The organism is Urinicoccus massiliensis (assembly GCF_900120405.1).
GTDB classification, from domain to species: domain Bacteria; phylum Bacillota; class Clostridia; order Tissierellales; family Peptoniphilaceae; genus Urinicoccus; species Urinicoccus massiliensis.
Genome location: NZ_LT635493.1, coordinates 1,183,391 through 1,195,964, shown reverse-complemented (window position 1 = coordinate 1,195,964; position 12,574 = coordinate 1,183,391). Strand labels below are relative to the sequence as shown.

Annotated in this window: 14 protein-coding genes and 2 pseudogenes; all 16 read right to left on the bottom strand. The window is 31.0% G+C overall.

Going from position 1 to position 12,574, the window contains the following annotated elements; genetic code table 11:
* Positions 1–289, bottom strand: a pseudogene (locus tag BQ7400_RS10980) (ATP-binding cassette domain-containing protein); the annotation flags it as partial.
* Positions 290–372: 83 nt separating this feature from the next.
* Positions 373–999, bottom strand: coding sequence for a TetR/AcrR family transcriptional regulator (locus BQ7400_RS10225; RefSeq protein WP_000587963.1), 627 nt, complete (start codon positions 997–999; stop codon positions 373–375).
* Positions 1,000–1,026: 27 nt separating this feature from the next.
* Positions 1,027–1,254, bottom strand: coding sequence for a helix-turn-helix domain-containing protein (locus BQ7400_RS10220; RefSeq protein ID WP_072469057.1), 228 nt, complete (start codon positions 1,252–1,254; stop codon positions 1,027–1,029).
* A gap of 312 nt (positions 1,255–1,566) precedes the next feature.
* On the bottom strand, positions 1,567–3,426 hold the full coding sequence (ltrA, locus tag BQ7400_RS10215; RefSeq protein ID WP_072470449.1) for a group II intron reverse transcriptase/maturase: 1,860 nt from the start codon (positions 3,424–3,426) through the stop codon (positions 1,567–1,569).
* 722 nt (positions 3,427–4,148) lie between these two features.
* On the bottom strand, positions 4,149–4,280 hold the full coding sequence (locus tag BQ7400_RS10210; protein ID WP_000394212.1) for a Maff2 family mobile element protein: 132 nt from the start codon (positions 4,278–4,280) through the stop codon (positions 4,149–4,151).
* Entirely contained in the window at positions 4,281–4,604 is a 324-nt protein-coding gene (locus BQ7400_RS10205) for a single-stranded DNA-binding protein (RefSeq protein ID WP_072470448.1), read from the bottom strand.
* Positions 4,605–5,039: 435 nt separating this feature from the next.
* On the bottom strand, positions 5,040–6,155 hold the full coding sequence (locus BQ7400_RS10200) for a hypothetical protein (protein ID WP_072470447.1): 1,116 nt from the start codon (positions 6,153–6,155) through the stop codon (positions 5,040–5,042).
* Positions 6,145–6,843 (bottom strand): YiiX/YebB-like N1pC/P60 family cysteine hydrolase, encoded by a 699-nt coding sequence (locus BQ7400_RS10195; RefSeq protein ID WP_072470446.1) that lies wholly within the window; start codon positions 6,841–6,843, stop codon positions 6,145–6,147. Before BQ7400_RS10195 ends, BQ7400_RS10200 begins: the two co-directional genes overlap by 11 nt.
* 369 nt (positions 6,844–7,212) lie before the next feature.
* Positions 7,213–7,671 (bottom strand): VanZ family protein, encoded by a 459-nt coding sequence (locus BQ7400_RS10190; RefSeq protein ID WP_245759435.1) that lies wholly within the window; start codon positions 7,669–7,671, stop codon positions 7,213–7,215.
* Between the two features lie 529 nt (positions 7,672–8,200).
* Positions 8,201–8,368, bottom strand: coding sequence for a helix-turn-helix domain-containing protein (locus tag BQ7400_RS10185; RefSeq protein ID WP_072470445.1), 168 nt, complete (start codon positions 8,366–8,368; stop codon positions 8,201–8,203).
* Positions 8,358–8,687 carry a single-stranded DNA-binding protein gene (locus BQ7400_RS10180; RefSeq protein WP_072470444.1) on the bottom strand — a complete coding sequence of 110 codons (330 nt, stop codon included), beginning with the start codon at positions 8,685–8,687 and terminating at the stop codon, positions 8,358–8,360. Before BQ7400_RS10180 ends, BQ7400_RS10185 begins: the two co-directional genes overlap by 11 nt.
* A 190-nt stretch (positions 8,688–8,877) precedes the next feature.
* On the bottom strand, positions 8,878–9,741 hold the full coding sequence (locus tag BQ7400_RS10175) for an Abi family protein (RefSeq protein WP_072470443.1): 864 nt from the start codon (positions 9,739–9,741) through the stop codon (positions 8,878–8,880).
* A 156-nt stretch (positions 9,742–9,897) separates the two neighbouring features.
* Positions 9,898–10,713, bottom strand: a pseudogene (locus BQ7400_RS10170) (VirD4-like conjugal transfer protein, CD1115 family); the annotation flags it as partial.
* 11 nt (positions 10,714–10,724) lie between these two features.
* Complete coding sequence (locus BQ7400_RS10165; RefSeq protein WP_028078917.1) at positions 10,725–10,910, bottom strand: transposon-encoded TnpW family protein; 186 nt, start codon at positions 10,908–10,910, stop codon at positions 10,725–10,727.
* Positions 10,911–11,011: 101 nt separating this feature from the next.
* Positions 11,012–12,001, bottom strand: a complete 990-nt coding sequence (locus tag BQ7400_RS10160; RefSeq protein WP_002838522.1) for an ORF6N domain-containing protein — start codon at positions 11,999–12,001, stop codon at positions 11,012–11,014.
* 73 nt (positions 12,002–12,074) lie between these two features.
* On the bottom strand, positions 12,075–12,398 hold the full coding sequence (locus BQ7400_RS10155; protein WP_028078916.1) for a hypothetical protein: 324 nt from the start codon (positions 12,396–12,398) through the stop codon (positions 12,075–12,077).
* Positions 12,399–12,574 lie beyond the last annotated feature (176 nt).

The window sequence follows — 12,574 nt, the reverse complement described above, 5'->3', positions numbered from 1 at the left end:
ATTTCTCCTCCCGTTAAAGATTCCCAAAGGGCAACATCTCCAGGGACATAAGAAATTCGCTTATGAATTTCAAGGCTATCCTTCCAAACATCCTTACCGAATATCTCGGCAATACCAGCATCACGTTTTATAATTCCTAATAGGGCACGAATAGTTGTAGATTTCCAGCACCATTAGGACCAATAAACCCAACCACTTCCCCCGATTTTATCGTGAACGAAACGTCACGCAATGCTTGAAATTTACCAAACTTTTTTTGTAATCCTTGTACTTTTACTATATCGGTCATAATATAGACACACTCCTTTAAAATTTTTTAGATAAAAATCTAAAGCTATTATATTTTCATTTCAATACACCTTTAATTTAGTTTTATTTATAAAAGCTGTATTTCAGTAATTCGGCATAAACGTTCCACTCTTCTAGATATTTCTCTCCAAATCTACCAATATCATCAAAGGTAAACAATTCCTTTAGTCCTTTCTCTCCTACACCAAACATCGTCCAATTCAAAATCTCAATTGCTTTTTCAATATCAACTCCTTCCCTGAATTTAGAGTAATCAATGTCTTTATATAATTTATTTATGGCTTGATTATAGATTGGATTGAGCCTTTGTTTAATGATATCCTTTACTTCTACAGACTCCTCTTGTTTAGTTGATGCCAAGAATTCAAATGCCTGTGGGTACTTTTGTTGAACATAGAACTTTTGTAAAGCAACTCTTTCGATTCTTTTAAATAAATCAGTTTCAGACAAATCAATTTCTTCATTTAGATTCACGATTGCTTTACTACTATACTCAATCAAGTACAAGTAAAGATCCTTTTTACTGTTAAAATAGTTAAACAGCGAGCCTTTTGAAATATTAGCTCTTTTTACAATTTCGTTAGTAGATGCTTTTTCAAAACCATTTCGAACAAATTCTTTTATAGCTGCGTTAATAATTTGCTTTTGTTTTTCTGGTTTTAAGTTATTAAATTTTGAATAAATGATCAAAACCACCTTTCTTTATAAACCGATGACCTAACTGGTCATTTCCTCTTCACTAAAATTGTCTTCAAAACTAATAATATCATTAGGGGTGCAAGATAGAGCCTTACATATTCTTTCTAAATTTTTAAATGTAATTGGTTTATCCTTGCCCATTTGTGCCATAACATTTGTTGTAAGTCCTGCCATAGCTATTACATCTGTTTTCTTTAGTCCTTTTTTTGCTAACTGTATCCATAATGGTTTATAGTTAAGTGCCATAATATCCCTCTTTTTCTGTTCATTAGATTTATTTAATTATAGCATAAATATTGATTTCATTCAATCTTACATTGGTTTAGTGTTTTGTTTTAGAGAATTTGTTGTGTTATCCCGTCCTTATTTTGCCATAAATTGCTTAATACCTTGAGATTTAGCACCAGATAGTGATAGGTAATCCTTTGATGTTATCTCCAGATTTTCCCCCACTTCACACCGTGCATGCGACTTTCACCGCACACGGCGTTCCATCACAAGAAAGATTTTCACGTTTTAACTAAGACTTACACACTTCGTAACAAATTATTTTTTTCTCTAAATTAGTGGCAGTTCTGCCATTTTTCTAAGCTTATTACATTTCTCAATCTGCTTGACTGTTAACCCAAGCTCTTTTATATATTTTTGGATTGTATCTACTTTTGTTGCATGGATGAGTATATGAACTGCTTCTGTAACAAGAATTAAGTTGCTGTAACTATCTGTACCGCCTTGTTCAAGCGGTATCTTGTGATGGCAATGTATGTCGTTTGGTATAAGTTTTACACCTGTTACTCCACATCTGCCATATTGAGCTGCAAAGAGCGAGATTCTGTTGTCTGCAAACTCTATGCTTTTATCAAGCACAGGATGTCTCATCAACCAAACAAGTGTATCTACATCAATTTGCAGATTTTTATGAATAAAAGCTCTGCCCTTTACAGTGTATTTATTTACAACCTTTTTCTTGTGTTTTGCGTCCTTTGTCCTAATATATCCAACTGGAATTAGCGGATGTCCATTAAGGAAGCGAAGCTGTTTACTTTTTCCATATTTTTCTTTGATAAATCCTTTGTTTAGCATTCCACTGGTTTTAATATCAAGTCTGTTGTTCATCTGCTTTTTAATGTGAAAGGCTATTTTAGCAAAGTCCAAACTTACATTTGTTGCTATTTGGTAGTAATTATGCAAGCCTGAAACAGTGGCATTATACTTGGCTATTGCTTTGTACTGTTCCTTTTTGTTTGCAGGTCTTTTTATATCCGCAACACATTTAGAAATATCTTCTTTTGCATTTTTCAGTGCCTTATCACTTATATGCGACTGTACAACAAACTTTTTGCCTTTTGGTTTAACCTTCAGCTTAAATCCTAAGAACTCCGAATACTTTTGTTTTAGATTTGTTATTTTAGATTTTTCTTCACTTACATTTAGTTTTAATCTGTCTTGCAACCATTTTGTAACTGCCTGATAGGTTCTATTTGCATCGTAGTAATTACGGCAAAATATCTTAAAATCATCAGCATACCTTACAATGTATATTTCTTTTAGGTTGCTTGTTCTTAAAGCTCTGTAGGTATGGCTTTTTATCTCTGTTCCTTGACTGTTCGTTCTCTGTTTATATGGATAATGCGTGGGCATTGTCAGCCATTGAGAAGAAACCCACCAATCTAATTCGTTCAAGACTACATTAGATAGTAGCGGTGATAATATACCGCCTTGTGGTGTTCCCTTTGTTGGTGTAATTACCTTTTTATCGGGCATAACTATGTCTGCTTTAAGCATTTCCTTAATGATACAAAGTAACTTTTTGTCTTGGATTCCTAAATTCCAAAGCTGCCTTATGAGCTTTGCATGATATACGTTATCGAAAAATCCTTGTATATCAATATCGACTACATAGTGTAAGTGCTGTATCTGCATTAGTCTTGCACATTCTGCAATAGCGTGTTCCGTACTCCTGTTAGGTCGAAACCCATAGGAACTGTCATGAAACTTGGCTTCACATATCGGCTCTAATATTTGCAAGATACATTGTTGTACAATTCTATCTACAATAGTTGGTATTCCTAAAGGTCTAATTTTCCCATTAGGCTTTCGCATTTCCACTCTCTTTACAGGGCGTGGCTTATACCAATGAAACTGTTTTTGTATGAGAGAAATGTATTCTTCTTCATTTAGCCTTGATAGATGTTTTATTGTTCTGCCATCTACCCCAGCCGTATGACTTCCTTTGTTCCCTTTTATACTACGATAGGCAAGTTTAATATTTTCTCTTGAAGTTATCAACTCCATTAAATTTGAAAATACTTTATTATTACCGCTATCTTCATATAAATCATCAAGGACTTTTTGCAAGTCATAGTATTCCGTATAACGGATTTTGCTTTGTTTCAGTGTTTGTTTCGAAGTGGACACAGTCACCATCTCCTTTCGGATTTGATTTTCTTTGTCATACTCGAAGCTGTGTTTGTCTTAATTTCAGTTCTTGTACTTTCCTGTGACTGGTGGCTATCCCTCCACGAACTTATTATTTTCGCTTCATAGGTACTGTGCCACCACTTTCACCGAGATAAAGAATGGTTATATGCTGTTTTTTTCAGTCATTTTCCCATTCAACACTTCATTAGCATTAGACTGCTTCCATGCTCTTGGCTTACCACGTTCCGACAATCTTATCTTTGAATACGTTTAGGTTCTTCCTCTAAGCCTGTGTTTAGTTTTCACCATATCGCCTGTAACGATATATGGATTTTTATAACAACCATTCTTACTCATCCACAAACACCCCATCTTTGATGGGAATTGCCGTTAGGCAAATTCAAACGTTTAGACCCTTACATTCGGAAGTACGTCAGTGCTTTGGTATACACATTCTCACCATGCGTATTCGACACCCGACATATAGGTAGCACCGTCCACCTCTGAACAGCTTTCGTGTCTGATGTTAATATCAGTCTTACGGCTACTCTCTGCCGACTTCACCGAGCTTTTGACAATGAAATAGTCTAATATTCATTGCCAATCGGAGTATCAGTGTAGGCATTTCAGGGCGTTACCCCGTCATTCTACCTATCAGATTGCCAGTTCTCCTAAGTTTTGAACTTTCAGTCCTTCGACTTAGTGCATAAGCTTTTCACTTATGAACGTGTCGCACGGTTGTCATTCCCATAACCTTCCATCAGGTTGATAACACCCCATGCTCCAAGCCCTGCACCAATTGCTGTAACTAATATTTTTAATACATTTACTGCTTGTGTAAAAAATTCCATTTATATTTCCTCCTCTTTTTCTTCTTTTTTAATTTTATTTATGTGCTTTACTATAAAATTTTTAAATGTCTTGTCTTCTTTTTTTGTTTCCTTAAAATATCCAAAAATATGGATGTATTCTCCACTTTTAAATTCCTTCACACTTTTTGCCTTTTCCCCGTAGAGATTACAGTAGATATATTCTTTTTTAACCTTTCCTTCTTCTTTGCTCTTTCTAACTATTGTGAAGTTAGCTACCTCTTTTTCTCCTTCCTTTGTATCTATTGCAGTTGTTTTTATTTCTCCTACTAGATTTCCATTAATATTTAGCATTTCTCTATCCATTAATTTCTTCTCCTTAATCTATAAATTTCAATTAAAAAAGCGACTGAAATTATAATTCAATCGCTAAATGTCTTATATTAATTTGTTTTAAGTGGGACTTCTTATCCTTACCATTTTAACCTCCTAATTTTGAGTATAAAAAAAGACGATAGAGTTTTTAATTTCTATCGTCTAAAGTATTTTTATCTCATCAATTTATCCTATTATTTTTTCTAATTCTTTCATTGTAAATACTTCCTTTTTTTAAAATTAAATTTGAGTAAAAAAAACAGTGTTTTTTTGATTTACTGTTACTGTTTTAACAACCTGATTATAGAAAACCTCCATGAGAAAATTAGTTTTTTGCTTTCTTTTTTATGGAGACTCATATAAATTCAATCTATCGTTTCTCTAATATTTAGATTATATACAAACCCTTAATATGTTTTTTATACATTATTCATTCATTAATAACAATGCTGAAACATAATTTGAAGTTCCAATACTTAATTCATGTTCTTTAATTAACTTAAAATCAGGGATAGAAAATATTTTTATTGAATTATTATTTGCTGCTACAAACTTATCATTAACAACACCTGTGACAGTTAATGACGTTTTCAAATCGTAAATTTGTTCGTTTCCGCTTTCATCCCATACAGATACTTCTGTTCCTTCATTTGTAACAGGATCATAATATGTCAAAATAAATCTATCTCCAAATTTAAAAATATTATACGGAATATCTTTTTTTGTTATGAATTCACTTATTTCAAAAGTTGATTTATTTATTTTAAGGATTTTTCCTACAGGTTTAATATTAGCATTTCTATTTACAGTTACATATAAATTATCTTCATCTTCAAGATACATACTCGTTGGATTACCATATTCAGTGAGGTCAATTTCTGCTTCCAAATCTAAACTTGGCGTATAAACATTTAACATGGTTTTTGCTTCTTCTGAATCACTATAATTTAATTTTCTAACAAAACAAAATAATTTACCTGAAGAAGCTATTACTGTTTCTAAATAAACTTTTTCCAAAATTACAGAATTTCTCTTCTTAGACACTACATCATATGACTCCAGACAGCTGTCACCATTTAATGTGTTAATTGCATAGACATTGTTTCCAATACTGGCCATATGGTTTAATGCAATGTTGGTAAAAGGGTATTCTTCAACATCCAGTGACTGCTTGTTAATACTGATAACTTTTCTGGTATCTTTTTTATTTCCAAGTCCTTCAGGAATCATATAAATTTTATCAGCATTTACGGTCGGAGAGTAAAAAGGTGAACCCAGCATAGCATAAGAAAGTTTTTGTTTTTGAATAGAATCCAAGTTTATATCAAACCAAAGAATTTCCGATTTATAGTCTTGAGATGTTGTGATAACAAGACCAAAATCAATTTTCTTTCTATCAACAGAATTTTTAAGTTTGCTACACCCATTTATAAAAAATAAACTTACTATAATCAAAAAACATAATAAAATTTTTGCTTTATTTTGGATATCAGTTTTTACCCTCAAAAATTTTTCAATCAAATTTAAATATTTACTTTTCATATATTAAATTTGTCTCATCAGTCCAAACTAATTCCATAGGGTGAATAGGGTTAGAAGGGATAGTGGAATTGGCAAATGCCATAGTGTTTAAATCTATATTATAATTATCTAAAAATGCCGCCCACACAAGTTGTGAACAATAAAATTTTGCTCTAGTTGACATATTATAGTAACTAAAATTATAAGGTTTTGAAATCTGTTCATAACACCAGTCTGCAGCATTACTATCTTGTCTTGCCGTAGTGTTTTTCACAGTTACACCATAGCATGTAGTTTTTGTTGAATACCAATCATTTCTCCCAGTAGTAACTCCTTGTGATAATGATTCAACTACAACATTTCGCCCATATATTATAGCGGCATGTCCTGTTGGAATTAGTCCTTTGTATTTATCCTTTGTAACTAAAATCACACCTTTTCTTGTAGGATATTGTCCAAAAGATGCTCTTAACATTCCATCAGAAGCAGTAAAATCTGTTTTATCAGGCATGAGTTTTTTTGTTTCAACTTGTTCAATAAGTTCTTCTACTTCTTCTTTTCTAAAAACTTCAGATGCACTCTGATACTTTTCGCCAGTTTGATCAAATTCTTCCGCTTTCCCTTGATATTCATTAGCTTGAACAAACGTAGGGTTTAAAAGAAGACAAAACATTAGTACACTAACAATTATAGAAAATCTTTTTTTCATAACAAACCTCCTAATTACCTTAATTATTTATTTTCGTATCTTGAAAAACTTTCACTCATTATATTAGTTTTAAAACAACTAAATAATTTCTCTTCTTATAGCCTTGATGATTATTATAATTACTCAAAACGCTAACTCCATTTTGGATATATTTAAGAAATATTACCTACTGGTTATTTTTACAATTATCTTTCGTATATCCATAATTGGTAATTATTATTATACCATATATAACTCAGCTGTGCAATCGTTACCATGTCTTTATGTTCCCAAATCTCTATTTATATATTTAATCTATTTATTTTATAACTTGATTTTAACTTTACCTTATATCTATTTGTTAAAAACTCTCCAACATCTAACCACTAATTAAAACTTTGCAGCAAATAATATGTTAAAAATATATCTCTGAACAGTGAGCATTATTACTAATGAGCCTATCCCAAAAAATAACAGTTCATAATAGCATTGAAAACCATCATCTTGAGTCTGATTAATCCAAGATTTTGGAACAGCTTTGCTAAATGATTTATAAATACCAAATCCCAAAAACGTGCCAAGAGTGTTTGCTATCAAGTCATTTATATCTGTTGTTCCTATATCAAACATCTGAACAAACTCAATAGATAAGGATATAAAAAATCCAGCTAAAACTATATTTGCTAATCTATTATATTTTTTATAGAGAAATAGTAGAAAAAATCCCAATGGTATAAATAAAATTACATTTAAAAACATTTCTATTGGCCCTCTAATCATTTCCACAAAAGGAATATAAACAATTCTTGGGGCAAATGAGCCTTTAATGGCAATACCCGTCGCCGCCAATACCCCTGTGAGATAAAAGCAGAAAACAAAGGATAATATTATATGCCCTTTTGTTTGTTTTTTTCAACTACATATAAAATAGCAAAATAGATAGCTACTGCTAAAAATACAGGAATACATCCACTTAAAAAATGATACATAATAAATTCAAAATCCATGAATTACCTCCACCCATAAAAATCATAATTTTTCTCTTTTACTTTTATTTACTTCTTCTTCGTGTTCTCCCAAACTAATCCATATTTTCTCAGTTAGGGTTGTTTCAATCTTTCCAAGTGCAATCCTACTTTCATCATCTGTATGATTTTTTTTAGATGATTTAGGTATTCAAGCATTTCATCTCTTCCGATTTGTTATAGATTTCCCAGTTTTATTCCACCTCATTTCTATGAATTTCTATAAAATCTTCAACTTCATCAAACCCTAATACTAATTTCGCATAATCCCTGACTTGATCTTCTGTCTTTAAACTCATTTTCTATTCCTCTTCACTAAAATTGTCTTCAAAACTAATAATATCATTAGGAGTTCAAGATAAAGCCTTACATATTCTTTCTAATTTCTTAAATGTAATTGGTTTATCCTTGCCCATTTGTGCCATAACATTTGTTGTAATTCCTGCCATGGCTATTACGTCTGTTTTCTTTAATCCTTTTTTTGCTAACTGTATCCATAATGGTTTATAGTTAAGTGCCATAATATCCCTCTTTTTCTTCTTTTTCAATTTTATTTATGTGCTTTACGATAAAATTTTTAAATGTCTTGTCTTCTTTTTTTGTTTCCTTAAAATATCCAAAAATATGGATGTATTCTCCACTTTTAAATTCCTTCACACTTTTTGCCTTTTCCCCGTAGAGATTACAGTAGATATATTCTTTTTTAACCTTTCCTTCTTCTTTGTTCTTTCTAACTATTGTGAAGTTAGCTACCTCTTTTTCTCCTTCCTTTGTATCTATTGCAGTTGTTTTTATTTCTCCTACTAGATTTCCATTAATATTTAGCATTTCTCTTTCCATTTGTTCTATCTCCTTTATTCCATAAAAAAAGCGATAGTTTTCTCTATCGCTTCTACTTCTAATTCATTAATATTTCATTTTTCTCTGTATCTTATTTTTTCGGCTCATCTCGTATATATTTCATTTTTCCTCCCTTGGGCATAAAAAAACACCGAAATGTTTTTTTCGGTGTAAATTTCTCTATTTAATTTTATGGTTTTAGTAATTCTTTCCAGTTTTCTATAAAGCCAACATGTCTTAATTCAATATTTTCATATCTTGCTATTAGTGCTGTTAGATCATGATAAAAATTTTTGTAATTTTCTTCTTCAGAAACTATTTTAAGATTAACTAATGTAGCAAATATTGTATTGTTTGAAATATTATTTTTTAAATATTCTTTATATAGCTTTGGTGATTTTGTAAGCTTTGCTCCATATAGCCTGCCATAATGGGCACATATATTTCTTATATAGGCAAAATTTTCTATCCAAGATTCAAAGTAATGGTAGTCTGTATGAAAGACTTTTGCAATTTTACTTTTATCTTCATTTTTCATATTCTTATACATTTTAGATAAAGTTCCAAAACTTGCTACTTCTATCACTGCATAGAGTGGAATTTCTCCACCTTCATAATTGTCTTTAAAGTTTTTTATAAATGGTGAGCGTCTATTTCTTTTAACTTCCCTTGCTAATTCTTCTAGTACCCTTTCTTGTTCCTTTTGTTTCTCAAAATTATTCATATCTTTATATGAAAAGTTCCCATATCTTAAAGAAAAATAGTTTGTGATAACTGCTCTTAAAGAAACTTCAATATGCTCTATTGTTTCAAATATAAGCTGTCTAAGTTCTCTATCAAATTTATATAAACTTACAATATCTTCAAAACTTGTTCCTGATATATATCTTCCATCTTTTTTTAATGTGATACTATAAGCTTTAATCAGCCTATAATAGGATATTCTTCCAAGAATTTTCTTAGCATAAGTTTTATCTTCTACTAAAAGTCCTAAGTCTATTAAGTTTTTTACTTGATTTTCTATACTAATCGGTTCTTGATGAATTTTTTTCATTTTTTCTCCTAAAATCAAATGACCCGACTTGGTCCGCATTGTTAAGAGGCGTGTCGGGTACTGTTGACATTATTATATGTTATAAAATATTTTTTGTCAAGTATTTTCTTTTAATCTTTCCTAAATATCTATCTTACTTCTTATTTAATTTTAAATTTATTCATCTAATATTTCAACTACCATACTCTCTTTTAACTTAACCTCATCTTTTCTCTGTAGGTATTTCTCTATGTCAAATATATTTCTCTTATCATAATCTTCAAGGAACTTATAATTCTTATGCTTGGTTATGTCAAATTTATCTGAAAGAAATGGTCTAACTCCTCTTAATTGGTAGATACATTTCCCACCATCCATTACAGTTATTTCATCTTGGCTCATTAATTCTTTTCCAGTTTTTTGATAGTTTAAACCAAAACTCTTTTGATTCGATCTTGTTTCTGATATGTTATATAGGTCTATTGTTTCTTTTCCCAAACTTTCAGATAATTCTTTTAATGTTGTTCTTTCTTTGCCTCCTAAAAATAACGTCGAATCACAATTGCCAACTATGGTATCTGCATTATCTTTATAGATACTTTTTAGTTGTGATTGTGCTTGTAATATTATACAAGCTGATATTTCTCTACTTCTAATAGTTGCTATCAGCTTTTCAAATTTAGGAATTAAGCCGATATTTGCGAACTCATCAAGTAGGCATCTCACATGAACAGGAAGTCTTCCGCCATATTCATCATCTGCTTTATCACATAATAGATTAAATAATTGTGAGTACATTATTGATACTACAAAGTTAAATGTATCATCTGTATCCGATATTATTACGAATAAAGCTGTTTTCTTTTCTCCAAGTGTATCAAGTTCCAGTTCATCTTCTTTCATTAAGTCCCTAAGTTCCTGAATATCAAATGGAGCAAGCCTTGCTCCACAGGATATAAGGATTGATTTGGCAGTTTTTCCTGTAACAACTTGTCAAGGACTTTCTAATCATTTTTATCTCCTTTTTGATGTTTTTTCATCTCCATTTCTCTAAGCATTATCCTTTTTAATTTGTCTTGCATGGTTTCCGTTGCATTTTCATTAAAGTGGACAACAACCTCATAGGTTACTTTCCCAATTTTCTTTATCGTCTTTGTTCCTGTATTCTGTTCATTTTTATTTTCTTGCATATAGTTTTCCTCCTGTTTGTTGCAATTAAAAAAGACGATAGATTTTTACTTCTACCGCCTTGCTTAAAGCTCATATAACTGTCTATTCTGTTATCTGCATATTAAATTTTCAAATTCTTATTGTTTAACATTCCACCAAACATTGTATGATACATATCCTTAGAGGATTCTTCTATCTTGGTAATACTTGATATTTTATTTCCTGCGTCCTTTGATGAAGCTCCGCAAAGATAAAAGGCTTCATTTTCTGTTCCATAGTCTATTGCAATATATCTATCGTGATATTTTTTGCCTGCAACCTTCATTTTTAAGTTGATATTTGGATAATCTCTTCTAAAATCATTTAGGATGTTTTTTGTAAGCATATCTTTATTTTTCACATTGTCGCTAAAGACTATAATTTCAACATTGTCTTTTGCAGCTCTTAATAATTCTAAGGTTTTCAAGCCTATATAGTTATCTATTACGTAAATGCTTTTCTTTGCTGACTTATATATTTTTGTATAGGCAACATCCGCTTCAATCTTATCTCCATTCATCAAAAGGAAATGCTTGTAAGTGTCCGGATCGATAAAATTATCCATTACTTTTTTCAAATCTTCTTTAGTAGCCATTTGAGATTTTATTTCTGCAATATCATTTGTGTTTTGGTTGGTTTGAATAGCTATTTGGACTAATTCTTTTGAACCGATAAAATCTTGATTTTCAATAATGAAGTCTTTCATCTGCTTAAATGTTCTAATTAAGGCTCTGCTTTGCCTAATCGCAAGTTCTCCCCTTAATACAGTCATAAGCATATAAATACCTTGTTCCGTAAAGGCATTTGGTAGGTACCTTGAGCCGCCCCAACTTGAGGTGAAATTTTTGCACCTCAAGTTTTCAAACTCATTCTCGGTCAATTGAAACATAAAATCTTCGCCTTCAAACTTTTCAATATTATTTTTTACCTGTCTATTAAAGTTTTTAGTTTCATAACCATATATTTCAGCTAAATCTGCATCAAGCATTACTTTTTGTCCACGAATGAAATATATTTTTTCTTGTATAGTTTTATCATCTACAATAACTATCTCTTTATTTTCATCTGCCATGAAATGCACCTCCAAAATTATCTAAATATCTTTTCCAATCCGCCACGCACTGCGTAGCTTTTTGAAATAAGTCTCATATCTTTTTATATTTTTCTACTCCACCTTCAGCTTTTCCGATGTGTTCTACATTTTTCACAAGTCCCTTATTTACATTTTCATAAAACCATCTGCCAATCAAAGCCGGCGGTGTTGCTATTAACTCTCGTAAAACAAATTCTTTGTCTTTCGGCAAAAAGCTTATTTTATTTAGTAAGGTATTATATAAGTCAACATAACTTGTATTTTCTTGTAAACTGCTACACTTACAATATTCACTAATACTTGGGTAATTACCCTCTATAACTTTTTTAGTTAAAATTTTCAGTTCTTCATCGTTTACTGTAAATTGAATTCGCATTTATATATCCTCTCTTTATAACTGAGTTTATTATCATATCACTGTCATTTTATCATAAATACGATGATTTTTCCATACTGCAATTTTAAGCCCTCACATGATGTTTTCACACTTAGCTATATTCTGATACCTCTTTTGCCATTAACGCTCTAAAAAAGCCTCTCCACCGTCTTATA